This is a genomic window from Paenibacillus sp. FSL F4-0125, assembly GCF_038008565.1.
GTDB lineage: Bacteria > Bacillota > Bacilli > Paenibacillales > Paenibacillaceae > Paenibacillus_AQ.
In genome coordinates, this window is record NZ_JBBOZJ010000001.1 from 4,527,613 (window position 1) to 4,551,161 (window position 23,549).

Here is a 23,549-nt window from a genome sequence, read left to right on the forward strand (position 1 = left end):
ATGAGTTACTATATAAATCAAACCACTTGTTCAGGGGTATATTCGTACATATAATCTTGGTTGATGACCTGTTTCTCTTTCACTTCAGATGGAAACATAGCTTCTGCCATACGAATAGCCTTCAGCATGCCCTTCGCTTTATTCACGGTTTCCTCATACTCTTTCTCAGGAACCGAATCCCAAACGATACCTGCTCCGGCCTGCACATATGCGCGGCCTTTCCGGAAGATGATGGTACGAATGGTGATACAGGAATCCATGTTTCCAGAGAACCCTAGATATCCAATGGCTCCGGCATATGCTCCTCGCGCTTCTTTTTCCAACTCAGCTATAATCTCCATGGCCCGTAGCTTAGGCGCCCCGGAAACCGTTCCGGCCGGCAGACAAGAGAGGAATGCATCAAAGAAATCTTTATCCTCACTGAGTGTGCCTGACACATTCGATACCATGTGCATGACATGAGAATATCTTTCAATTTCCATAAAGGAATCACATTTCACTGAACCAAATTCGGATACTCTGCCTAGGTCATTACGACCCAGATCAACAAGCATCAGATGCTCTGCACGTTCTTTTTCATCCTCCAAGAGCTCCGAAGCGAACGCCCGATCCGCTGCTTCACTGTCCCCCCTTGGCCTTGTTCCAGCAATTGGCCGTGTCTCCACCCGATTTCCATCCACCTTTACTAGCGCTTCCGGTGAAGTACCAACAATAATCTCCTCATCCATTTTTAAATAGTACATATATGGGGAGGGGTTAAGTGTTCTCAGCATTCGATATACATGCAGCGGAGAAACCTCCGTTTCAATATGCAATCGCTGTGACAAGACCACCTGAAAAATATCACCTGCACGAATGTATTCCTTCGCTTGTTCAACATTGTTGATGTACTGTTCTTTAGTAAGATTTGAATGAATCTCACCAAGCTCGATATCCTGAGGTATGCTGCGACGATTCACATTTTCCTTAGGACCTTCTTTTTGTAGATCTTCGGCCATGTCCTCCAGCTTACGGCTCAGGATTTCATAATTGGATCTGATATCCGAATCTGTATCTCCGTCTTTTACATGCAGGTTACCAACAAGTAGAATCTGCTGCTTCACATGGTCAAACACAATGATCCGATCACAAAACATAAATCTTATATCATCCATTTGGAGATCATCTACTGGATGCTGAGGGAGCTTCTCATAATATTGCAGCAGATCATATCCAAAAAATCCTATAGCCCCTCCGGTAAACGGAGGCATTTCGTCAAGCTTAGGACTACGGTATGAACGGAGTAACGCTTTAAGCTCCTCAATCGGCTTTCCGTATAGTCGCTTCTGCTCTCCTCCGACCTCTACGTTAATTGCACCCTTTTTACCGGATATCATCAAAAAGGGATCGCTACCGATGAAAGAATACCGTGCCCATTGTTTCCCGCCCTCTACACTTTCAAGTAAGAACGCGCGATCACGTTCAGCGAAACGTTGGAACAATCGGATAGGTGTTTCCATATCCGCGAGCAGTCGCTTTACAACAGGAATCAGATTATAATCCCGCGACAGCTTTACCACCTCTTGAACACTTGGATTCGTCATTGTTAGATGCCCCCTTAGATATATGAATGGTTCCGAAATACAAAAAAACCCTCTACCGAAGTAGAGGGTTTGTATAAGTAAGTATATGTTTTTGAGCATGGATCAGCATACTGATGTAGTGTTTACAGACTTATCCCTAAATAAGATACACTACTGATGTAAAAATAACACTTCAGTGCATATCAAAATAAAGACTCTGCTTACACAACAATACATGCTAATCTAAAAAAATCCTCGCACTCTGCTCAACTATACTCATCTCAACTAAACTAAACTCTTCTATACTCGGCTAACTACACTATACATGATGACAAGGGTCATTGACAACCCACAACTATAATTTAAGACTTGCTCTCTGATAAATCCGGACGTAGCTTCTGAGCTTCATTCAGATAAACGTGGCGAATCTCACGCTGCGATTTATCCGTATTAATCTGTACCATCAACCGAATACACTTCGGTAAGCTGCCTTTAACCGGGATTTCTGTTGAACACATAAGTGGAACCATTTCCCAGCCCTCAATCTCACGAATAGCCCTTGCCGGAAAAGTAGCATCCAAATCATTGGTCATCGTAATCCATACATTGCTTATATTCTCAGCTACAACATCATTGCGTTCTACGATTTCACGCAGCAGTATAACTGTCTCTCGTAAAATCTCTGCCTCTTCGTTCTTTGTCACGGTTGTTGCTCCGCGAATGCCTCGGTTTACCACGGTCTTTCCTCCTTCTTAAGCTCTGCGAGAACCTCTCGCACAAGTGACTCCTGCACATCATTCACAATGCTTACAGAGCCTATGGAATCAGGCACGATAAAGGTCATCTTGCCTTCTTTGAATTTCTTATCATGCATCATAGCTTCCATCAGTTCATCTTCATCATACTCGGAAGGAAGGCGTACCGGCAGCGATAACGCGGACAGCATGGATACAGTATCCTCATAAATGGAAGCATCCCGTCCAAGCTTCACAGCCAATAGCGCTGAACCCGCCATGCCAATCGCAATCGCTTCCCCATGCAGGAACACACCATACCCACCAACGGCTTCAATCGCATGTCCGATCGTATGTCCAAGGTTCAAAATCGCTCGAAGTCCATGCTCACGCTCATCATTTCCTACTACCTCTGCCTTGATCGCACAGCCACGCTCTAAAGCATAACCTAGAGCTTCGACATTCAGATTTAGCAGCTCTTCAGCATGATCACGACACCAATATGCGAATTCTTTGTCCACCAGGAGACCGTGCTTTACCACTTCAGCCAGACCCGATGCGACTTGCCGTGCTGGAAGAGTACGTAGCGTATCCAAATCGTAGAGTACCATCGACGGTTGATAGAAGGCCCCAATCATATTTTTAGCTAATGGATGATTGACTGCCACTTTACCACCTACACTGCTATCGTGAGCTAATATCGTCGTCGGAATTTGTAGAAATCCGATCCCACGCATATAGGTCGCTGCTACAAATCCAGCTAAATCTCCAACTACACCGCCACCTAAAGCCAAAACCGCTGAATTACGGTCTAGCCCTGCTTGAATCGCAGTTGTCATAACCTCTTCATACACGGTTAATGATTTAGAAGCTTCACCTGCTGGCATAACGTGACTAACCACAGTATAGCCATGAGAACGCAAAGCTTCTTCAAGTGCCGGCAAATACCTTGGCGCTACTTCACTATCACTCACCACTAACAGTGGACTACGCTCCGAAAATCCTGCTACAGCACAATAACGGGCGATGTCCTTAAGTACTCCACTACCGATAAGGATAGGGTACGATCGATCTCCTAAGTCTACATTAATTGTACGCATAATTAGTAGCTCTCCAGCTGTGATAGGTAATTTTCATAGTTCGCTTTAATTTCTTCCAATGAATCTCCACCGAATTTATCAAGAAAGGCTTTTGCAATTTCCCATGCCACTACACTTTCCAGTACAACACAAGCCGCTGGAACTGCACAAGCGTCGGAGCGTTCAACTTGCGCTGTAAATGGTTCTTTCGTGTCGATATCTACACTTTGAAGCGGTTTATAAAGGGTAGGAATCGGCTTCATGACTCCGCGAACTACAACAGGCATTCCGTTAGTCATACCACCTTCAAAACCGCCTAAGCGATTGCTTGCACGGTAGTATCCTTTAGAAGCTTCATACATAATTTCATCATGGACTTGCGATCCACGCAATTTACCAGCTTCAAACCCAATGCCAATCTCTACACCTTTAAAGGCATTAATTGACATTACCGCTCCAGCGATTGCTCCGTCAAGCTTCCGGTCTGACTGTACATAGCTGCCAAGTCCAATAGGAAGTCCTTCGACGATACATTCAACGATTCCACCGATGGAGTCGCCCTCTTCCTTAATCTGATCTATGTAAGCCTCTATCTTCTGTTCCGTTTCTTTATCAACAACTCTGACAGAGGATTGTTCCGTCCGCTCAATCAACTCATCGATAGGCAGATCGTTCGCAGGCGCTTCAATCTCACCGATACGGATGACTTGTCCTGCTACTTTCACGCCAAAAGCCGCCAATAGCTGTCTGGCTACAGCGCCACATGCGACTCTGGCTGCTGTTTCACGAGCACTGGAGCGCTCCAAAACATTACGAAGATCTGTATGGTTGTACTTCAATCCGCCGTTCAGGTCTGCATGGCCAGGACGCGGCCGGTTTACGCGCCGTTTTTCTTCATCACTGCCAGGAATAGGCTCAATATTCATAATGTTCTTCCAGTGGGTCCAGTCTTTATTCTCTACTACCAAGGCTACTGGAGCACCTGTAGTATAGCCATGACGCACTCCACCTACGATTTGTGCCGTATCTTTCTCAATCTGCATGCGACGTCCACGTCCATATCCCTTTTGTCGACGTTGCAATTGAAAATTAAGCTCTTCAAAATCCAAGGTCAAATTACTAGGCAATCCCTCAATAATGGCCGTGAGCTGGGGGCCGTGCGTTTCCCCCGCTGTTAAATAGCGCAAACTCATGCTGCGTTCCCCCTTTTATACTTTTAAACTGTAAACCGCTAAAATCCTAATGATCTTTGCTCATTATAGTATAGGCAATCCTCTTTGACAAGAAAGGGATCTTCCTAAAAAGGCAGCCTTCCCGACATAATAATGCGTCTGAAACTTGCTCAAGAAGACCCAAAACGTACAATTAACTGCATCTGAGTCCGTTTGCACATGAGCTAGTGTAACCCCTCTGGTGAAATACTGTGGCTGAGGGTGAAAAGATTCGGTGCTTCAGTATGCCTGGTATCTTTAAGATGTTGATGATTAGGGAAAATCTCCCTGATTATAAGCAGATATTGATCCATTATCTATGAATTGAGGAAATTCTCCCTAATTTTCCGTGAAATCACCTCTTTGTCTATCTTTTCGATGGATGATTAGGGAGGTTTTCCCTAAAAAACCTTATTTCCGTGTATTTATCAGAATAATTAGGTACATTTTCCCTAATTCACATTATGAGCGTTACTGTTGAGGAAGTGCGGAACTTCTATTTCCTTATATTTTTAAAGAAAAAGCGCCATTCATACTCTAAAGAGTATAAATGGCGCTCCTCGGCTCAGTCCGGCGCTTGTTAGCTGCCGATCCGCTGACTCGTTGAAGGAAATGTAGACTTACGCTCTTCCAGCTGCAGAAGGCGCTTCAATTGCATTTCTTCTACACCGAGAATTTGCCCGCACTCACGAACGGTGATAAAGCCTCGTTTGTACGCGGCAATGACCTTGCTTTTGTCCATCGGTTTAACGATCCTTTCACTTAGCTTACAGATTCTACTACCCAGTATCACTGAACTATAGCGAAAGTATACGTTAAAAAGTACACGGACGAAGGAGCAAGAAGTATTTATTTTTTACGATAGAAAAAGGTTTCCGTCGATTCAAAGCCATATTGTGCTGGAGTAAAGATTTGCTCTGTGCTGCCTACAAACAAATATCCACCGGGACGTAAACTTGCCGAGAACTTATGGTAGAGCTTATTCTTCGCCTCTTCAGTAAAATAGATCATTACATTGCGACAAATGATAAGATCAAAGCCCTCGTCGAACTTGTCCAGCAGTAGGTTCTGTTTGCGGAAATCTATGTTTTTCTTAAGCGTATCACTAACTTTGAATAAAGGACCCTCGGGTTTGAAATAACGAGCAGCAACATCCTTAGGCACATCCTTTAAAGAACGTTCCAGATACAAGCCCTGCTTTGCTTTGGAAAGCGCACCGTCGTCAATATCCGTAGCCAGAATGCCAGTCTGTCCCAATAAATTCTTATCCGATAAAATCATAGCCAGCGTATAAGGTTCTTCTCCAGTGGAACACGCAGCGCTCCACAGCTTTAATCTGCGACCAGATTGTTGTATGTCAGGAAGAATGATATCTCGCAATACTTCCCATCGATTCGGATTCCGCCAAAACTCGGAGACGTTAATCGTCATTCGGTCCAAAAATTCATAAAATAATTCCTTGTCCTTCATCATTGCGGCAAAAAAATCACTAAAGGTTTGATATCCATTCTTCACACGAAGAGTCGTTAAACGCCGCTTCATCTGCGCTTCTTTATACTGAGCTAGATCAATTCCGGTGCTTTGCTTAACATGATGAATAAACCCAATGTAATCTGAATCTGCTGTTAATGCTGCAACATTACGATCAGACATGTTAATCCCCTGCCTCCCGCTTGGCTCCTACATCCAGAGTGCGATCTCTTTGTTATACAGATTCAGTTCATCTGGCGTAAAGAAATTTGCAATTTCTCGTTCTGCACTTTCAGGCGAGTCTGATCCATGAATCAAATTAAGCGGTGTATGACTGGCAAAGTCACCGCGAATTGTACCCGGCATAGCTTCTCCTACCTTCGTTTTACCAATGAGTGTACGGGACAATGTTACAACATCATCACCTTCCCATACCATTGCAAACACTGGACCAGAGGTAATAAAAGAGACCAGCTCTGAAAAAAAGTCCTTGCCAGCATGCTCCGCATAATGTCTTTTAGCTTGGTCTTCACTAACTGTAATCAGCTTAGCAGCGACCAGCTTAAAGCCCTTATCTTCAAAACGTGAAACAATACGCCCGATTAATCCACGTTGTACTCCATCCGGCTTGACCATCAGATATGTCTTTTCCATAGAGGCACTCTCCAATTCCCCATAAGTTGGGTTGTTTTGACGCTATCTTAACAGAAACCGCGCTTTCTGGAAACGTTTAATTTGTAATCACCAAAACCTCAATAAGCTCTACCAGTTACAAAAAAGGCAATATCACGCAGATTACGCTTAGTCTTGTTGTTAGGCAACTGATCTAGTGCGGCAAGTGCCTTCGCGATATAACGCGAAGCCAGCTCCTCGGAACGGGTGATTCCGTCTCCAGAAAGAATAAGGTCAATAGCACGTCCTACTGTGCTGTGGCCTTCGCGAATAGACTTCAACTCCTCAAGAAGCGGGGCTCGCAACCTATCATCTTCCAAGCTATAAATGACAGGAAGGGTAATATTTCCTTGCCGCATATCACTGCCCGGAGGTTTACCGATTTGCTTCTCAGTGCCTGAGAGGTCGAGCAAATCATCACGGATTTGGAAGGCCATCCCTACATTATATCCATAATTATAAAGTAGACGTGCCACCTCTGGATCTGCATCAGCAGCAAGTGCTCCAAGTTGGCAGCTAACAGCAATCAACAAAGCTGTTTTGCGGCGAATTCGGCGAAGATAATGACGCACACTTTGCTCGCTGTTAAAGAAGTCACGAATCTGCTCCATCTCACCGATAGACATTTCAATCATCGCTTTAGACAAAATCTGATGAATTCGCGGATTCTTTAGTTCCGTCGTCATCACCAGCGCTTTCGCATATATGTAGTCACCAGTGTACATGGCAATTTTATCGCCCCATTTGGCCTTTACAGTAAGTTCACCTCGGCGGAGCTCTGCATCGTCGATGACATCATCGTGAACAAGTGATGCGCTATGAATTAATTCCAGCGGAATCGCCACACGCTTCAGCTTCTCTAGATCATACTTGCCAAACTTTCCTCCCATTAAGACAAATACAGGGCGCAATCTTTTACCGCCAGCCTTTAATAAATGCAGGGAAGTCTCGGTTAGCAAGTCGTCATCACCCTGTACGCTACGATACAACTCTTTTTCAATCTGATCCATGTCTCTGTTCAGTAATCCGAATATTTGTAGTCGTTTCATTCCTTCACCCGTGTCAACAGTTTATGACTCCAAATCTCCATCTTCACTGCCTGCGGCAGCAGACCCATCTCATAGGCATAGCGGAAATAGAGGTTCAGACCTTTCTGCTGCCTTTCTCCAAAATCATAGCATAAATTGCGAAAGTACCCTTCCCAATAAGACTTAGTACCTCCAATTGTCGTACAGGCTGCAAGTACAATAGGATCTAAATCACTTAATCCCCGGAGCTTACTCTCAGCAAAAGCTTCTGCAATCTCAGCTATGGCTTCCGGTTTGTCCTCCGCTGCCTTTCGATTCACTGCCCAGACCGCAAAGGTCATCCCTAAGCCCGTCCATTCTTTCCAGAGCTCTGCTAAATCCGTTACGATATAACCTTGATCCTGCCAAGAGGCTTTAATCGCATGATCACCAATGAGTAAACAGGCATCTGCTTGATGCATCATGGCATCCAAATCAGGATTAGCACTAATATATTCTGGTTTATTGCCAAAAGCTTTTTCCATTAAAATTTTCAGCAAGTTAACCGATGTTGCAGAAGTGTTCGTAACAGCAATCGTACCTGAACCTATCTGTGCAAGAGGCACCCGAGAAAAAAGAAATATTGACCTCACCGGACCGTCCGCACTTACCGATAAATCAGGTAACAGCAATAACTTCTCACTGGCTTCAGCATAAGCAAAAGAGGATAACGCACCTACATGAATCGTTCCGCGACTCATCCCCTGATTAAGAATGGCAGGTACTTCACTCACCATCTCTGCAGGATATTTCAATGCAGAGGGATGAAAATTGTGAAATACCGGCCATGAGTTGGTATAGCTGATTTTGCCGATGATGGTGTGGCTGTTATTCTCCATTCTTTCAATCCCCCCATCTGCGAAATAATTGATGTTCAATATTAAAGCTGTCAAGCACTTTACCCACCATGAAATTAATCAGATCATCCATACTTTGCGGCCCAAAGTAAAAAGCCGGCATTGCCGGAATGATCCGAACCCCCAGACGGGACAGCTTCAACATATTCTCTAGATGAATAGCATGCAGAGGTGTCTCACGAGGTACAAGGACCAGTGGACGTCCTTCCTTAAGCATAACATCAGCAGCACGAGTCATCAGATTATCTGAAGTACCATTAGCAACTGCTGACAATGTTCCCATGGAACAAGGCATTATAATCATCCCTTCTACACGAAAGGAACCACTTGCGATCGTTGCGCCGATATCAGCGACAGGATGATAAAGCAGAGAACCGGGATAGCCCTTGAACTTTTCGTTCAAAAAGCCTTCCCGGTCTGATGCGATATAACCTAGTTCTTCTTTAAATACGCGCCAGCCCGCATTGCTTACTACCAAATGCACGGAGTAGCCTAGCGATAACAACGTTTCGATCAGACGAATACCATAAATAGCACCGCTTGCCCCTGTAATTCCTACCACGAAGTTTTTCGGTTTAGTAAGCGTCATTTTTTGAAATGCACCACCAAGTCAATCAAAGTGAAAGAGAACACCACGATGCTCAGCACGCCGTTCATAGTGAAAAAAGCGGTTTGCAAACGACTAAGATCACTCGGAGATACAATATAATGCTCATAAAAAAGAATAATATAAGCAAGAATCATACCTGCCACATACCACCAGCTTAAATCCGTCAAAAACAACAGCGATACGAATCCAATCGCCGTAAGAATGTGAAACACACGGGCAATAACGAGCGCACCTTGGACCCCAAAACGAACTGGAATGGATTTCAAGCCTTCTTTAAGATCAAATTCAACATCCTGACAAGAGTATATAACATCAAAACCAGCAGTCCAAAACACAATTGTGAAGTAAAATACCATTGAAGTCCAATTCACACTACCGGTCACAGCTACCCAGCCGCCCAGAGGTGCAAGCGCAATGGTGAGGCCGAGGATAAGATGGCATGCCCATGTAAAGCGCTTAGTGAATGAATAAATAACAAGAAGGAATACAGCGATAGGTAACAGCTTAGCTGACAAAGGATTCAATTTAAAGGCTGCCCAAAAGAGCAAGAAAAACGAAATGCCGATAAAAATGACAACTTCACCGATCTTAAGTAACCCTGCAGGAATCGCTCTTCCCGCTGTGCGTGGATTCTTGGCATCACTGATTCGATCTATCAATCGATTCAATCCCATAGCTGCACTTCGAGCTCCAAACATAGCGATTACAATCCAGCCAATTTGACTCCAAGATGGGAGGCTATCATTCATGACAACGGATCCCAGTAAAGCACCCATAAAGGCAAAGGGTAAAGCAAATACCGTATGTTCAAACTTAATCATTTGTAAAAAGATACCGATTTTCTTAAACATTCCTGTTCTCCTTGAGCCCAATATGTAATGCCGCGATGCCTCCGGTCAAGGGGAAGGATTCCACTTTTTGAAGTCCGGTTTCACGGAAAATAGTGGCTAGCTGCTCCCGGTCAGGGAACAATGCCAGTGACTCTGGCAGCCATTTGTATTGCTCGTACCTTTTTGCGAATAGCTTACCAAGCAGTGGGAGTACACGCTGGAAATAGAAGAAATACACGCCTTTAAACGGCTGTTTCATCGGCTTCGATAGCTCCAAACACACAACCATTCCACCAGGTTTTACTACCCGCTTCATTTCGTTAAGCACTTGAACAGGATCTGGCACGTTGCGTAGACCGAATCCAATCGTTGCATAATCAAATGCATTATCTTCAAAAGGTAACTCCATCGCATTGCCTTGCACCAGCGAAATACGGTTCTGAAGCTTGCGCTCTTCAACCTTACGGCGTCCTACTTCAAGCATGCCCGCACTAAAATCCAGTCCGATCACATTGCCAGTCTGCGAGGCTTCCGCCAAAGCGATGCTCCAATCACAGGTTCCGCAACATAGGTCAACGGCGGAATCGCCACGCTTCATCCCCATCTTCTTCATCGTGAATTTACGCCAAGCCTTGTGGCGGCGAAAGCTTAGGATGTCATTCATTAAATCGTATTTTCCAGCAATGCTCTCAAACACGGAATGCACAAACTGCTCTTTTGGTTTGCTGTTGTCACCCACAGCAGTTGTCGTCTTTTCCATAGTCATCCATTAACCCTCCACGGCTGCTTGTCCTGTGACCTTCATCTGCAGGAGAAAACGATCCAGCGCGATCTCTAGCTCTCTAAGCAAACTCTCGTCTTTAACATTTTGCAATAATCCCTGAATAGACTGAAGCGATTGATGCAGCTTGTCTGTCAGTTGAGAATCACATTTATATTTCATTTTCAGCATCTTCCATTCCTTCTGATCAAGGTTCCGGTCTTGAAGCTGCTTGCTTTCTTCCTCCGTTGCAGTCTCCATCATCTTCCAATAGCAATAGCCATTCCCTGCATTTGCAGGATCATCACTACGGGAAAGCTCAAGAGCAACGGTCTCGCATTGACTGAATTCTGCCAGCAGTTTCTCCCACAGCTCCACTACAGAGTTCTCAATCAAAGGCGTAAAAGAAAGGAACAGCCGCATATTCAGCTGTACCATATGCCGCAAGTATTGTTCAGCCGAAAGGCGTATGCCTCTCATTTTCACGTAGAGATTCGCTTTCAAGACATTGAAATCTGCAATTGCCTTACTCAAGATTCCAATCATCTCGATCTGATCACTCTTTGCAAGCAAATGGTAAAACCAGCTACTGAAGTAATCACCAGCTAGCACCTTCAATTGACGGGATCGCATAGGATCTCCCCCCCGTCTATCATTTGAACGGTCAATTACCTCATGAGTGTCCAGTCCCAGTTGAACAAGCGCTGTCACAAGCGTGTACAACTCTCCGGCACTACCTTTTGCAGAAGATGCGTGATTTAGAAAAATATATAACAAATGACCCCGGCCATCAGAAAACGGCGGCAATTCCGTATGCTTCTGAATCATGTCGTAGTCTGTGTAGGGTTTAGCCAGTTGCGGTATGCAGTACGGTTTCATTTCAGCCTCCGAAGCCATTGACATAATAATAATTCGTTTGTTCACAATCTTGTCTATTATATCACATGTTTTTTTGTCACGCACTGTGATACGTCTGAGTTTCTTTTAATCCATTCAAGGATAAATGAACTGTTTCTTCCAGAGCTCGGTTTCACTAATGCGGAAGCCCGTTTTGAGACGATCCGATATAGGAAGATTCCCCCTAGACTGGAGTTCATCTTGCAGCGCATAAGACCACTCCGAACGTCTGATATCTCCAGCTAACAACAGTCGTCGGCTGCCAAGCCATTTATCCTCTACGACAATGCGAAGTAAAAGCTGATTCACATTCGAAGTTTCTTGCATAGCAAAGGAAATGGCCTGAGACATATTTTGATAGAGTTCCTCAGGTTCATGATCGTTCCCGCTCACTTTTAGGTCCAGTGACAGAACATGATCTTCCCAACCTACGCTATCTATGGATAAGGTCAACGGAAGAGCGCCCATAATATCAACAAGATTGTCATTGCCCAGCACTGTGTTATGGCTGCCAGTAAAAGTCTCCACTGTTCCATTTCTCTGCTGTACGGATGAGTCTAAGTCTGCCAGTTTCGGCAAAATAATAGCAGAGGTCGCACTCAAAAGTAATACAGCACCGACCAACCAGGCTTTGTTCATGGACACGCCCCCTTATCCATAGTACCCACTTTTATGCGGATATGATCATTCACCCTTACTATATTTTGAAAAAAAGCAGGCTATGCCTGCTTTTCAGCTTTCACTTTCCAATTGTCCATGTTTCGTTAAAATTTCAGCTTTACCGCGGATTTTCATAGCTGAGGTATGATCGGTAAATTGGGCAATCAACACCTCACCCTTGTCTAGCTTCTCTGTATGATGAAAGCGTGTATCCGTACCTCTAGTTAGACCAATAACTTGAACGCCGTTCTCTTTAGCCTTAACCACAATATAGTCGCTGCCTGTCGGAAGCGGATTTTCGTTCGTCTTTTTATCCGTCATTGCTGATCCTCCTCTAACCCTAATGTACAGCCCATGATATCCGAAAAAACAAATGCCGCCTTGGAGGGCGGCATAGTTGTTACTTAAAAAGACTATGGGATTGATATGTAGAAATCTTTATTTGATTCCGTCTTTCAGCGCCTTACCAGGTTTGAAAGCTGGCACCTTGCTTGCAGGAATTTCGATTTCTTCACCAGTTTGTGGGTTACGGCCTTTACGTGCGGAACGTTCGCGCACTTCAAAGTTTCCGAATCCAACCAGTTGTACTTTGTCACCGCTTTGCAGTGCTTCTGTAATTGCTTCGAAAACCGCATCTACAGCTTTAGTAGCATCCTTCTTGGGAAGTTCAGTTGCTTCTGTAACTACATTGATCAAATCAGATTTATTCATGTTTTCTCACCTCCCTGAGTAAATTTCCGGTATCATACACTGTTTCCGTTTCAACGTAAAATATACGTGATAATCCCGTTTATTACTGATCACTGGCGCCCATAGACCTTGAAGCGCAACAAACTTATAGTAATACAGCCCATCCATAAATTCAAGCAGTTAGACAAAAAAGGAGTAGAAATTATCATCTATGCTTGCGTAATTATCTAATTTCTATCTAATTTTATAGACCTATAAGACCAGGTTAATTCTGCTTTTCCGCATAAAAATTGAGTCAGATTCACCGTTATTATAGGAACTAGGAATCAAGTTTCTTTATTTTTACGCATAAAAAGAGTGGGATCTCTCCCACTCTTCCAATCCGCTTAAATTCAGGTTAGAGAATAATTGCAATCAGTCCGCCTGAGCCCTCATTGATGATCCGACCAAGCGTTTCTTGCAATTTGTAGCGCGCATTATCCGGCATCATTGCAATCTTGCCTTGAATACCTTCCCTTACAATGGAATGCAAGGAGCGCCCAAAAATATCGGATTCCCAAATCTTGATCGGGTCGTTCTCGAAATCCTGCATCAGATAACGAACCAACTCTTCGCTCTGCTTCTCTGTTCCAATGATTGGTGAGAATTCAGATTCAACATCAACACGAATCATATGAATAGATGGTGCAGTAGCCTTTAAACGAACCCCAAAGCGAGAGCCTTGACGAATCAGCTCGGGTTCATCAAGAGCCATTTCAGCTAACGAAGGAGCAGCGATACCATATCCGGTAGTTTTGACCATTTCTAAAGCTTCCGAGAAGCGGTCGTACTCCCTTTTTGCATGAGAGAATTCCTGCATCAGCTGGAGTAAGTGATCCTTGCCGCGGATTTCAACCCCCACTACCTCCATCAGAACTTGGTCATACAGCTCTTCTGGGGCATACAGGTCGATCTCTGCTACACCCTGACCCATGTTCATACCACTTAGGCCAGCTTTATCGATAAAATCATACTCAGTAAATTGAGATACTAGGCGGTCAACATCCCGCAAACGGCGAATGTCTTTTACCGTATCGCGAACGGAGTTCTCATAGCTACTACGCAGCCAGTGATTCTCTCCAAGCACCATAACCCAGCTTGGCAAGTTTACGTTCACTTCATGTACTGGGAATTCGTACAACACCTCACGAAGTACACCGGTTACATCCTCTTCAGTCATGTTTGCCGCGCTAAGCGTCATAACAGGAATATCGTATTTGATGGCTAGCTCGCTGCGGAGCTGCTGCGCTTCCTCACTGCGTGGCCGAGTGGAGTTTATGACCAGTACAAATGGCTTACCCACTTCCTTCAGCTCTGCAATGACACGCTCTTCAGAGTCCACGTACGAGTTCCGCGGAATTTCTGCAATCGTACCATCTGTTGTTACTACAACACCAAGCGTTGAATGCTCCTGGATGACCTTACGTGTTCCGATCTCTGCCGCTTCCTGAAAAGGAATTGGCTCCTCAAACCAAGGAGTAGAGATCATTCGTGGTCCATTCTCATCCTCATAGCCCTTAGCGCCTTCTACAGCGTAGCCCACACAGTCTACCAGTCGAACATTAACCTCAAGCCCTTCCGCAACCTTGATTTGGACTGCGTTGTTAGGCACGAACTTAGGTTCAGTGGTCATAATTGTTTTGCCTGCTGCACTTTGCGGAAGCTCATCCACAGCTCTTAGCCGATCTGCCTCATTCGTGATGTTCGGCAGGACGATTGTTTCCATGAAGCGCTTGATAAATGTCGATTTCCCCGTGCGAACCGCGCCGACGACGCCAAGATAAATGTCTCCGCCGGTACGCTCGGCAATGTCCTTGAAAATATCCACTTTTTCCAAAAGAGATCCCCTCCTCATATTACTCCGAAGAAAAAATGCCTGAAGAGCATCGACTTCGCGTTCCGCCGGTAATCTGACCCTTGCAGGACATCAACCGGACTTATCGTATGCCCGCCCGAAGCCTAGCTGCTTTCGACCGGGACGTACTTGCCCCGCGCTAAACTCCGAATGCTCGGACATGCATTTGGACTAGTATCATCATATGTATCCGGAACGAATTTATGACCCATAATCGCGCATTTTGCAATGTAATTTCTAAAAAAATTAGTTGTGCGCGCCGCAAGGCGTCTGACGCCCGGAAGCTTTCTCATCCATCATATGAGATAGGATTCATTGATAGAACAGCTATTTTAAGCAAGCGAAAACGCCTTCGACGTCCCTAAAGGACGTTAAGCGTTTATGGGAGAATTATAAGGATAATGTATACATGAAACTTATACTTTTATATAAAAAAAAGAACTTCCCCCTCGGCCTGAAACCGATGTTTGGGGAAGCTCTTCTTCTGAATGGCAGTATTTTATGTACACTTAACTAGGAGGCTGTGGAATCGGCTGATTGTTAATCCATAAATACGGCAAAGACTTCACGGGCACGTAATAGGATGCCTCCTCCAGATCTAGTCGCAAATCTTTTTTCTCATCATGTTCTCCACCATTCTTATCGATGGCAGCCATTATATCAAAAACATAATCTACGTAGACCGTACCAGTCTTATCCATGATGAAATCAAGAACCTGGCCGGAATAGACACTAGTTAATGATATGGAGCTCGTTCCTGCTTTCTTATGATCAATGGTGTACAGTCCAGGATAAAGCTCATCAAGCATAGGTAGAGAGCCGTCATGAGCTGATTTATAACGGTTAATCTGTCGCTGCACATCATTCACCTTTTGAACGGTAACAAGGTCCATTACCTTAACTACTGGATCAATTTCCTCATTCAAAATTAGAAAATAAGCACTTCCTCCCTGTTCAAAAGCCGTTGCAGGAATATCATCCAAATATCCCTTATTGTTAAGCTTGCCCAGGTCTATACGGAACTTCTCATATCTTGGAGTAGTTTCATCCGCATTAAGAATCGGAAGCACACCTTCCTCCTGTTGATAATCATCCACGGCTGCTTGTATCCGCTTCACACTTTCCCGATAATTAACACTAGTTCGTTTCTCTTCTCCAGGATACAGACAACCCGAAAGAGTAAGAGTTATCGACATCACTACTAGACAAAGTCTTGCTCCTGCCTTTAGTTTCTTCTTTCTTCGTATATACTCCAACCGAGTCCCTCCCACGGTGACAATCTGACACTACCACAGCTCATCTTCTTCCCCACGCCGCGCTGCTTCAAGCTTACGGCGCACAGCAGCCTTAAGTGGATCTTCTGGTACCTGAACGGTCACATCGCCCCATACGGCAGCCTGACAGGCCAGACGCATTCCTTCTTCTAACGCAGTTCCAAGCTTACGCCGTTCAACATCTCCAGGTGGTCTAACCGCTGAGGCCTCTTCATCTGCAATATTAACTTTGCACATCAGGCAGCCTGCTTTGCCTCCACAGCGAGTGGTTATCGTTACTCCGGCTTTACGAGCTGCCTCTAGTATGGAGATACCGCGATTCACGACAGCTTTACGACCTTCAGGTTGAAATACGACGGTGACGCCATTTTGCGGTTTCATGATGTTACTTCCTTCCTTCCTTATCGCTATGTAACTGCTTACATAATCGAAACAACTCCGCCCAAGAGGCCAACTAACATGATGACAAATGCTAGGATAGATAGCAGTGCTTTAAGCAGCCCCTTTGTTTTGCTCCGAGCAAACGTTATTAGAAAAACAGACAGTCCCATAATCAGCATTGCAATCAGGGACAACCACATTTTTGTCATCGGATCCAAGGTCAAAGCCCCCATTCGCCTGTAATATATTAGGGACTATTATATCATGACCTTATCCTATTCTGTAAAAAAACATCATTTTTTATATATTATTATTTAGATAATTCTGTTTGTGATAGTTTTCCAATCAATACAAAAAAAGAGCAAAAGATAACAGAATCTGTATGGATTCCGAATCTTTTGCTCACCCAACCTAAAGCTATTTTTTAAGCATCATTTTCATTAAAGACTCCATTGTACCGGTACCTGCGCCGCCTTTTTTGACGGCATTGATAATTTCCTGCACAGTAGCTTCACTGACCGGCACTTTAGCCATCGATGACACCTGCTTAATTAACTGGCGGAGCTGGGCTTCATTCTGCGTAGTTCCTGGTTTGACCGTACTGGCTAGCTTTTTGACGGCACTTTCCGTAATGTTCTTGCCCGCCTTTTTATTAATGGCGTTCAATGCATCCTTGGAAAAATCTCTGCTCACTTTTCATCCCTCCTCCGTCAATCCCCAATACAACATATGAGAATTCGCGGAAAAAGGTGAACAGGATCAGGAATGCCACTGCTCCCAAGTTTCCTGAGATATCGCCTCAAGCTCAGGTTTACGATCACGGCCCATCAGAGCTTCGACAGCACTACGTGGACTTCTGCCTTTAAAAAGCACATGATAAATTTGATCTGTAATGGGCATTTGGACACCTAGCTTGATGGAAATGGCATAAGCTGCCTCTGTGGTACGAATACCTTCAACAACCATCCCCATTGACTCCAGCACCTCATCCAATGGTTTCCCTTGCCCGAGCATAAAGCCTGCACGCCAGTTACGGCTGTGCTGGCTGGTAGCAGTCACTACAAGATCCCCGATACCTGCAAGCCCTGCAAAGGTCAAAGGATTCGCTCCAAGCTCAACGCCCACCCGAGAAATCTCGGCCAGTCCACGTGTCAGAAGCGCCGCCTTAGCGTTATCCCCAAATCCAAGACCATCGGATAGACCTGCACCAAGTGCAATAATATTCTTTAGTGCACCAGCAAGCTCTACCCCTACCTGATCGCGGTTCGTATATACACGAAAATCATTGTTAATGAACAATTCCTGTGCTTCTGCGGTACGCTTATCATCCGGTGAAGCCACAACAACCGTAGTAGGGCACAGACGCACTACTTCCTCTGCATGACTCGGTCCGGAGAGAACGACAATCTGCCCTTCGTTACAGCCGAGCTCCTCAGCAATAACGATGGACATCCGTTTCTTGCTTTCAGTCTCAAAGCCCTTCGTAGCATGAACGCATAGCATATCATCCTTCCAGAACGGCTTCAGACTGCGAGCAACCTGCCGCATACCTGAAGATGGAGCCACAATAACAACCGCTTTAGAACCGGAAACTGCGGTCTCCATATCAGTGGTTGCAATGATGTTTGCGGGCAGGGAAATCCCCGGTAAATACTTATTATTCATATGAGAGCCATTGATCTCGGCAGCTTGATCAGAGTTACGTGTCCACAGATAAACTTCCGAGTGATTAGCAGCCAGCACACTTGCCAGCGCAGTTCCCCAGCTCCCCGCTACTAGTACGGTTACTTTATCAGACAACACGATTCCCTCCTTTTACTTTTGAGCCTATCTTATTCTCACGGCCCTCCACAATCTTAACAATATTCGTCCGGTGCCGCCAGAAGGCAAAAACCGCGATAATAATACTGGTCCAGAGCACTGGCTGGGTAAATCCTGTCAGCAATAGAAAGACCGGTGTCAGCGCGACAAAAATTAACGAGCCAAGTGATACGTAACGAGTGATAAAGATAGATCCTATGGCGATGACACCGGCGAGCAGCGCTGGCCATAAACACAATGTAGCCATAACGCCAATCGTAGTAGCGATGCCCTTCCCCCCACGGAAACGAAAGTAAAGCGGCCAGTTATGTCCAACAATGGCAGCGATTCCGCAAAGAGCAGCAACCCAGGTTCCCCAGCCACCTACCCAAGTTCCTAACCAAACAGCGGCAACACCCTTTAGCACATCCAGCACTAGCACAGATATCGCAGGACCTTTCCCCAATACACGTAGTGTATTGGTAGCCCCCGCATTGCCGCTTCCATATTGACGGATATCAATTCCCTTTAGCAGCTTGGCAAACAGCACACTAAAGCTGACAGAACCAAGTAAATAGCTTACAACGATAACCAGAAGTTCAAGCGCCACACTTCTTCTCCCCTAACCTTCGTTTTCGGATTTGCGCCGTGTAAAGAGACGGATTGGCGTTCCCTCGAAATTAAACGCCGCACGGATTTTATTCTCCAAGTAACGTTCATAGGAGAAGTGCATCAGCGATGGGTCATTCACGAACACCACGATCGTCGGTGGCTTCACCGCAACCTGCGTTACGTAGTTAATACGCAAGCGACGGCCTTTGTCAGTTGGAGGAGGATTAATCGCAATGGCATCCGATACAACATCGTTCACCAGATGCGTAGTAATACGTAGTGCATGCTGTTGTGATACATGCTGCACCACAGGTAGCAGTTTTTGCAGGCGTTGTTTAGTCAAAGCCGACAAGAAGACAACCGGTGCGTAACTCATAAACAAGAAATGGTCACGAATCTTAGTCTCGAAGTTTTGCATAGTCTTGTCGTCTTTCTCAATAGCATCCCATTTGTTCACAACAAAAATTGATGCCTTACCTGCTTCATGTGCATAACCAGCAATATGCTTGTCCTGATCGATGATACCCTCTTCACCGTTAATAACAACGAGGACCACGTCAGCCCGTTCAATCGCACGCATAGCACGCATAACACTGTATTTCTCAATGTTCTCATATACTTTACCTTTTTTGCGCATACCCGCAGTATCGATAAGTACATAACGTTGTCCATCACGTTCAAATGGTGTATCAATAGCATCTCGAGTAGTGCCTGCAATATCACTAACGATAACGCGTTCTTCACCCAGAATCGCATTTACCAGAGATGATTTACCTACATTCGGACGGCCAATCAATGCAACACGAATGACATCATCATCATATTCATCATCTATTTTCTCTGGCAAACGTTCTACTACAGCGTCCAACAAATCACCGAGTCCTGTACCATGACTACCGGAAATCCCGATCGGATCTCCAAAGCCTAGGCTATAGAACTCATAAATATCATCTGCACGCTTCATATTATCCACTTTATTGATGGCAAGAACGATTGGTTTACCAGAACGGAACAGAATCTGAGCTACCTCTTCATCTGAATTCGTCACACCGCTCTTCGCCTCACACATAAATACAATAACATCCGCTTCTTCAATCGCCAGCTCCGCTTGAACGCGGATTGATTTTAGAATCGTGTCATCTCCATCAATTTCAATACCACCGGTATCAATCACACTGAACGACTTACCGTTCCAATCTGAAATACCATAAATCCGGTCACGTGTAATCCCCGGTTTATCTTCTACAATGGCCATTCTATCGCCAATCAGCCGATTAAAAATCGTCGATTTCCCGACGTTAGGCCTCCCAACGATTGCCACAACGGGTCTTGCCATATTCATTCCTCCTGTCATCCTTACGATACTCATCATAGCAAAAAACATTAAAATTGGCTAACACTCATGTTAGCTTTAATAAATCTTTCTGTTACCGGAAAAAGAGAATCGGCGAACCCCCGTATCGAGGGCTCGCCGATTACTTTACCCGTATATTCAAAAAGCAGGATTAGTTATTACCTTTGAATTTGTCCAACTTGTCACCAAAACGTTCAGCAAGAGTAAAGCTAAGGCCTTCGTTGCTTAGAGAAACGTTAGGGTTGTTCAATACTTCTTTAGGAGCTCTGTCTCTGCTGTTGCTGCGTTCAGGTCTAGCAGTAGGTGCTGGAGCTTCTTCTGTTTCTTTGATGCTTAGGCTAACACGTTTCTCGGATGGGTTGAAGTCGAGTACTTTCACTTGAACTTCTTGTCCTTCTTTCAATACTTCGTGTGGAGTAGCAATGTGTTTGTGGGAGATTTGCGAAATGTGCACAAGACCTTCCACCCCTGGAAGCAATTCAACGAATGCTCCGAAGTTCACAAGACGTTTTACAACGCCTGTTACAACATCACCGATGTTAATTTCGCCAGCAGCAGAGTCCCAAGGACCTGGAGCAGCAGCTTTGATACTCAAGCTGATTTTTCCTTTTTCAGGATCAACCTTAAGTACTTTAACACGTACTTTATCACCTTCGGAAACTACATCAGAAGGTTTCTCTACGTGATTCCAAGCGATTTCGGATACGTGTACAAGACCATCAACTCCGCCAACATCAACAAATGCGCCGAATTGGGTTAGACGTTGTACAGTACCTTCAATGATTTGACCTTCAGACAGTTCAGCCATAATTTTGAGCTTGTTGGCTTCGAACTCTTCTTCAAGGACTTCTTTAGCGGACAGGATTACTTTGCTGTTCTCACGGTCAAGTTCTTTCACTTTAACGCGCAGGGTACGGCCTTTGTAATCGCTGAAATCTTCAACGAAGTGACGCTCAACCATAGAAGCAGGGATAAATCCACGTGCTCCAACATCAGCAACTAGACCGCCTTTAACAACGTCAGCTACAGTAACTTCGAAAGCTTCTTGAGAAGCAAAATATTTCTCAAGATCTTCCCATGATTTTTCGCTATCAACAGCACGTTTGGAAAGAACAAGGCTTTCTTTGTTGTCGTTGATGCTAACAACTTTACATTCTACTTCCTGTCCAACTTCTACTGCTGCTGCAGCGTTGTCCAGTTGTACTGCGGACAATTCGCGAATCGGAATCACGCCGTCGTATTTATATCCAATGCTTACATAAGCTTGGTTATCTTCGATTTTGACGATTGTTCCTTTCACGGTATCGCCTTTTTTCAAAGAAATGATTTCCAAGTCAGCTTGGTTAGTCACTTCTTCTTCGTTAACGGCAGCAACTTCTTCTACAGCTCCGTTATTTTCTGTCACAGCGGATTCCACCGCTTCTACGGTTTCATTACTCTCCGTAGCTTCCTGATTTTTAATTTCTTCAGACATGTGATTAGCCTCCTCGATTCAAAACCCCATTTATTTAAACCTGCGTATAGCAGAGTTCAAAACAAGCACTGCTTGGCATTACAAATTACACTTGAAGATAGTATGTTCCAAAAAATAGCGACTATGCCGTTATTTAATCGTAGTACTGGACGAAATTTATTATTTCGTTTATCCCTTAACTAACAGTTGGTATACCCGACTTCTTCATCTCGTTGATGCGTTCCATAATGACATCGGTAACAGCCTCGAGAGATTCACTTCCTGCACCGGCAAATTGACTGAGATCTATAGGTGCCCCATAGACAACAACCATCCGTCGAAAGGGTTTGTACTCACCGACAATAGCAGCTGGAACAACTGCAGCACCGCTTCGAAGTGCGAAGCTTGCGGCCCCTTTCTTGGCAACTCCGGCGTCAGAGTTACGCGTACCCTCCGGGAAGATACCCATGACATTACCACTACGAAGTGTGTTAAGGGCCGTTTTAATGGATTCTTTGCTTACGCCACCACGTTTGACCGGAAAAGCACCCAATTTGTTAATGAGCCACCCAAGCACAGGAACCTCAAACAGTTCTGCCTTAGCCATATACTTTACCTGACGGTCTAGCTTAATCCCAATAGTCATCGGATCTAGCAAACTAATATGGTTGGCACAGAGCAGCACCCCGCCCTCCTTTGGCACATTCTCTTCCCCCACAATCTTAAGCGGGAAAACAATTGCGTAAATCAAGCGAAGCAATCCTCGGCAAAATACATAAATCATAAATGATTTCTCTCCCCGTCAACATGAGATCTGCAATGGGATACAATGGCCTCAACGACTTGATTGATATCCATAAAGGTCGTGTCCAGAAGAATTGCATCTTCCGCACGGCGCAGCGGTGAAATCTCCCGTCCTTCATCCAGACGATCTCGCTGTGCAATATCATGTTCAAGCTGCTGAAGTGTCACCGATTCCGCGTCTCTCAATTCCTTATAACGACGGAGAGCTCTTTCTTCCACACTTGCCGTCATAAAAATCTTTACTTCGGCATCGGGCAGCACGGTTGTACCGATATCGCGGCCATCCATTACAACGCCTTTGCGAAGCGCCATCTGACGCTGCAAATGACTAAGTCTGGACCTTACACCTTCGATCTTCGAATACTGCGACACAAGGCCGCTAACCTGAAGACTCCGAATATGCGGCGTTACGTCTTCCCCATTAATCAGCACCTTTTGGATGTCTTTTTCCGGCATAAGCTCAATAACCATGTCGCGAACCTTCTGGTTCACTTGATTCTGATCTTCCGGTTCTATGCCTTCACGGATCATATACCAGGTGATTGCCCGGTACATTGCGCCTGTATCGACATAAATATAAGACAGCTTCTGGGCTACCAAACGGGCTACAGTACTCTTGCCTGCCCCGGCAGGTCCGTCGATGGCGACGTTAATTCTGTCGTAAGTATGTGTACCCTGCCTATCCAACGGGGCATTCCTCCTCAAACACTCTTTCATAAGAAAAGCATCTAGCGATGTCAAGTTCGTTCCTGCAATATCAAGAAGCACATACAATTGGATATGCTTGATGATATTATCAAGAAAAAAGCAGGCATTGCCTGCGACTTATAAAATTATACCACAGTTTATACGTCAGTGCAAAATCAGAACGCTTAATA

27 protein-coding genes are annotated in these 23,549 nt (G+C 44.9%); all 27 read right to left on the bottom strand.

Annotated features, from left to right (window positions below; all coding sequences use genetic code 11):
* Positions 1–17 precede the first annotated feature (17 nt).
* The gene (trpE, locus tag NST74_RS20160; protein ID WP_341114076.1) at positions 18–1,583 is read right to left on the bottom strand and encodes an anthranilate synthase component I; all 1,566 of its coding nucleotides are present in this window, start codon (positions 1,581–1,583) and stop codon (positions 18–20) included.
* A gap of 341 nt (positions 1,584–1,924) precedes the next feature.
* A complete protein-coding gene (gene aroH, locus NST74_RS20165; protein WP_042129560.1) occupies positions 1,925–2,299 on the bottom strand; it encodes a chorismate mutase in 375 nt (124 codons plus the stop codon).
* Positions 2,293–3,396 (bottom strand): 3-dehydroquinate synthase, encoded by a 1,104-nt coding sequence (gene aroB / locus NST74_RS20170; protein WP_341114077.1) that lies wholly within the window; start codon positions 3,394–3,396, stop codon positions 2,293–2,295. Before aroB ends, aroH begins: the two co-directional genes overlap by 7 nt.
* 2 nt (positions 3,397–3,398) lie before the next feature.
* The gene (aroC, locus tag NST74_RS20175) at positions 3,399–4,568 is read right to left on the bottom strand and encodes a chorismate synthase (RefSeq protein WP_341114078.1); all 1,170 of its coding nucleotides are present in this window, start codon (positions 4,566–4,568) and stop codon (positions 3,399–3,401) included.
* A gap of 598 nt (positions 4,569–5,166) precedes the next feature.
* A complete protein-coding gene (locus tag NST74_RS20180; protein ID WP_170880309.1) occupies positions 5,167–5,328 on the bottom strand; it encodes a hypothetical protein in 162 nt (53 codons plus the stop codon).
* A 107-nt stretch (positions 5,329–5,435) separates the two neighbouring features.
* The gene (locus NST74_RS20185) at positions 5,436–6,239 is read right to left on the bottom strand and encodes a CheR family methyltransferase (protein WP_341114079.1); all 804 of its coding nucleotides are present in this window, start codon (positions 6,237–6,239) and stop codon (positions 5,436–5,438) included.
* A gap of 27 nt (positions 6,240–6,266) precedes the next feature.
* On the bottom strand, positions 6,267–6,710 hold the full coding sequence (gene ndk, locus NST74_RS20190) for a nucleoside-diphosphate kinase (RefSeq protein WP_042129567.1): 444 nt from the start codon (positions 6,708–6,710) through the stop codon (positions 6,267–6,269).
* Positions 6,711–6,808: 98 nt separating this feature from the next.
* Positions 6,809–7,777 (bottom strand): polyprenyl synthetase family protein, encoded by a 969-nt coding sequence (locus NST74_RS20195; protein ID WP_341114081.1) that lies wholly within the window; start codon positions 7,775–7,777, stop codon positions 6,809–6,811.
* Complete coding sequence (locus NST74_RS20200) at positions 7,774–8,634, bottom strand: menaquinone biosynthetic enzyme MqnA/MqnD family protein (RefSeq protein WP_341114083.1); 861 nt, start codon at positions 8,632–8,634, stop codon at positions 7,774–7,776. The genes NST74_RS20195 and NST74_RS20200 overlap by 4 nt, the downstream gene beginning before the upstream one ends.
* 4 nt (positions 8,635–8,638) lie before the next feature.
* Complete coding sequence (locus tag NST74_RS20205) at positions 8,639–9,241, bottom strand: UbiX family flavin prenyltransferase (protein WP_042129573.1); 603 nt, start codon at positions 9,239–9,241, stop codon at positions 8,639–8,641.
* Positions 9,238–10,113, bottom strand: a complete 876-nt coding sequence (locus tag NST74_RS20210) for a UbiA-like polyprenyltransferase (RefSeq protein WP_042190197.1) — start codon at positions 10,111–10,113, stop codon at positions 9,238–9,240. The genes NST74_RS20205 and NST74_RS20210 overlap by 4 nt, the downstream gene beginning before the upstream one ends.
* Complete coding sequence (locus NST74_RS20215; protein ID WP_341114087.1) at positions 10,106–10,858, bottom strand: demethylmenaquinone methyltransferase; 753 nt, start codon at positions 10,856–10,858, stop codon at positions 10,106–10,108. The genes NST74_RS20210 and NST74_RS20215 overlap by 8 nt, the downstream gene beginning before the upstream one ends.
* 3 nt (positions 10,859–10,861) lie before the next feature.
* Positions 10,862–11,776 (bottom strand): heptaprenyl diphosphate synthase component 1, encoded by a 915-nt coding sequence (locus NST74_RS20220; protein WP_341114088.1) that lies wholly within the window; start codon positions 11,774–11,776, stop codon positions 10,862–10,864.
* 69 nt (positions 11,777–11,845) lie between these two features.
* Positions 11,846–12,388 carry a hypothetical protein gene (locus NST74_RS20225; protein ID WP_341114090.1) on the bottom strand — a complete coding sequence of 181 codons (543 nt, stop codon included), beginning with the start codon at positions 12,386–12,388 and terminating at the stop codon, positions 11,846–11,848.
* A 93-nt stretch (positions 12,389–12,481) separates the two neighbouring features.
* Complete coding sequence (gene mtrB / locus NST74_RS20230) at positions 12,482–12,730, bottom strand: trp RNA-binding attenuation protein MtrB (protein WP_042129580.1); 249 nt, start codon at positions 12,728–12,730, stop codon at positions 12,482–12,484.
* A gap of 117 nt (positions 12,731–12,847) precedes the next feature.
* Complete coding sequence (locus NST74_RS20235) at positions 12,848–13,120, bottom strand: HU family DNA-binding protein (RefSeq protein WP_036676223.1); 273 nt, start codon at positions 13,118–13,120, stop codon at positions 12,848–12,850.
* Positions 13,121–13,496: 376 nt separating this feature from the next.
* Positions 13,497–14,975, bottom strand: coding sequence for a stage IV sporulation protein A (gene spoIVA / locus NST74_RS20240; RefSeq protein ID WP_341114091.1), 1,479 nt, complete (start codon positions 14,973–14,975; stop codon positions 13,497–13,499).
* Positions 14,976–15,502: 527 nt separating this feature from the next.
* The gene (locus NST74_RS20245) at positions 15,503–16,249 is read right to left on the bottom strand and encodes a hypothetical protein (RefSeq protein WP_341114093.1); all 747 of its coding nucleotides are present in this window, start codon (positions 16,247–16,249) and stop codon (positions 15,503–15,505) included.
* Positions 16,250–16,279: 30 nt separating this feature from the next.
* Positions 16,280–16,648 (bottom strand): 2Fe-2S iron-sulfur cluster-binding protein, encoded by a 369-nt coding sequence (locus NST74_RS20250; protein ID WP_341114094.1) that lies wholly within the window; start codon positions 16,646–16,648, stop codon positions 16,280–16,282.
* Positions 16,649–16,686: 38 nt separating this feature from the next.
* Positions 16,687–16,866 carry a DUF2768 family protein gene (locus NST74_RS20255; RefSeq protein ID WP_042129589.1) on the bottom strand — a complete coding sequence of 60 codons (180 nt, stop codon included), beginning with the start codon at positions 16,864–16,866 and terminating at the stop codon, positions 16,687–16,689.
* 199 nt (positions 16,867–17,065) lie between these two features.
* Positions 17,066–17,341, bottom strand: coding sequence for a stage VI sporulation protein F (locus NST74_RS20260; protein WP_042129590.1), 276 nt, complete (start codon positions 17,339–17,341; stop codon positions 17,066–17,068).
* Positions 17,342–17,407: 66 nt separating this feature from the next.
* Complete coding sequence (locus tag NST74_RS20265) at positions 17,408–18,448, bottom strand: NAD(P)H-dependent glycerol-3-phosphate dehydrogenase (protein ID WP_042129591.1); 1,041 nt, start codon at positions 18,446–18,448, stop codon at positions 17,408–17,410.
* A complete protein-coding gene (gene plsY / locus NST74_RS20270) occupies positions 18,441–19,058 on the bottom strand; it encodes a glycerol-3-phosphate 1-O-acyltransferase PlsY (RefSeq protein ID WP_042129592.1) in 618 nt (205 codons plus the stop codon). The genes NST74_RS20265 and plsY overlap by 8 nt, the downstream gene beginning before the upstream one ends.
* A gap of 12 nt (positions 19,059–19,070) precedes the next feature.
* Positions 19,071–20,396, bottom strand: a complete 1,326-nt coding sequence (gene der / locus NST74_RS20275; protein WP_042129594.1) for a ribosome biogenesis GTPase Der — start codon at positions 20,394–20,396, stop codon at positions 19,071–19,073.
* Between the two features lie 169 nt (positions 20,397–20,565).
* Positions 20,566–21,888 carry a 30S ribosomal protein S1 gene (rpsA, locus tag NST74_RS20280; protein ID WP_170880310.1) on the bottom strand — a complete coding sequence of 441 codons (1,323 nt, stop codon included), beginning with the start codon at positions 21,886–21,888 and terminating at the stop codon, positions 20,566–20,568.
* 175 nt (positions 21,889–22,063) lie between these two features.
* A complete protein-coding gene (locus tag NST74_RS20285) occupies positions 22,064–22,651 on the bottom strand; it encodes a lysophospholipid acyltransferase family protein (RefSeq protein WP_042129595.1) in 588 nt (195 codons plus the stop codon).
* Positions 22,648–23,358: a (d)CMP kinase gene (gene cmk, locus NST74_RS20290; protein ID WP_341114098.1), complete on the bottom strand. Its 711-nt coding sequence runs from the start codon at positions 23,356–23,358 to the stop codon at positions 22,648–22,650. The genes NST74_RS20285 and cmk overlap by 4 nt, the downstream gene beginning before the upstream one ends.
* Positions 23,359–23,549 lie beyond the last annotated feature (191 nt).

What these genes read in the sequence shown, in the direction of transcription:
- trpE (WP_341114076.1), bottom strand. Translation starts at nt 1,583, where the DNA reads ATGACGAATCCAAGTGTTCAAGAGGTGGTAAAGCTGTCGCGGGATTAT.
- aroB (WP_341114077.1), bottom strand. Translation starts at nt 3,396, where the DNA reads ATGCGTACAATTAATGTAGACTTAGGAGATCGATCGTACCCTATCCTT.
- aroC (WP_341114078.1), bottom strand. Translation starts at nt 4,568, where the DNA reads ATGAGTTTGCGCTATTTAACAGCGGGGGAAACGCACGGCCCCCAGCTC.
- NST74_RS20180 (WP_170880309.1), bottom strand. Translation starts at nt 5,328, where the DNA reads ATGGACAAAAGCAAGGTCATTGCCGCGTACAAACGAGGCTTTATCACC.
- NST74_RS20185 (WP_341114079.1), bottom strand. Translation starts at nt 6,239, where the DNA reads ATGTCTGATCGTAATGTTGCAGCATTAACAGCAGATTCAGATTACATT.
- ndk (WP_042129567.1), bottom strand. Translation starts at nt 6,710, where the DNA reads ATGGAAAAGACATATCTGATGGTCAAGCCGGATGGAGTACAACGTGGA.
- NST74_RS20195 (WP_341114081.1), bottom strand. Translation starts at nt 7,777, where the DNA reads ATGAAACGACTACAAATATTCGGATTACTGAACAGAGACATGGATCAG.
- NST74_RS20200 (WP_341114083.1), bottom strand. Translation starts at nt 8,634, where the DNA reads ATGGAGAATAACAGCCACACCATCATCGGCAAAATCAGCTATACCAAC.
- NST74_RS20205 (WP_042129573.1), bottom strand. Translation starts at nt 9,241, where the DNA reads ATGACGCTTACTAAACCGAAAAACTTCGTGGTAGGAATTACAGGGGCA.
- NST74_RS20210 (WP_042190197.1), bottom strand. Translation starts at nt 10,113, where the DNA reads ATGTTTAAGAAAATCGGTATCTTTTTACAAATGATTAAGTTTGAACAT.
- NST74_RS20215 (WP_341114087.1), bottom strand. Translation starts at nt 10,858, where the DNA reads ATGACTATGGAAAAGACGACAACTGCTGTGGGTGACAACAGCAAACCA.
- NST74_RS20225 (WP_341114090.1), bottom strand. Translation starts at nt 12,388, where the DNA reads ATGAACAAAGCCTGGTTGGTCGGTGCTGTATTACTTTTGAGTGCGACC.
- mtrB (WP_042129580.1), bottom strand. Translation starts at nt 12,730, where the DNA reads ATGACGGATAAAAAGACGAACGAAAATCCGCTTCCGACAGGCAGCGAC.
- NST74_RS20235 (WP_036676223.1), bottom strand. Translation starts at nt 13,120, where the DNA reads ATGAATAAATCTGATTTGATCAATGTAGTTACAGAAGCAACTGAACTT.
- NST74_RS20250 (WP_341114094.1), bottom strand. Translation starts at nt 16,648, where the DNA reads ATGAAACCGCAAAATGGCGTCACCGTCGTATTTCAACCTGAAGGTCGT.
- der (WP_042129594.1), bottom strand. Translation starts at nt 20,396, where the DNA reads ATGGCAAGACCCGTTGTGGCAATCGTTGGGAGGCCTAACGTCGGGAAA.
- rpsA (WP_170880310.1), bottom strand. Translation starts at nt 21,888, where the DNA reads ATGTCTGAAGAAATTAAAAATCAGGAAGCTACGGAGAGTAATGAAACC.
- NST74_RS20285 (WP_042129595.1), bottom strand. Translation starts at nt 22,651, where the DNA reads ATGATTTATGTATTTTGCCGAGGATTGCTTCGCTTGATTTACGCAATT.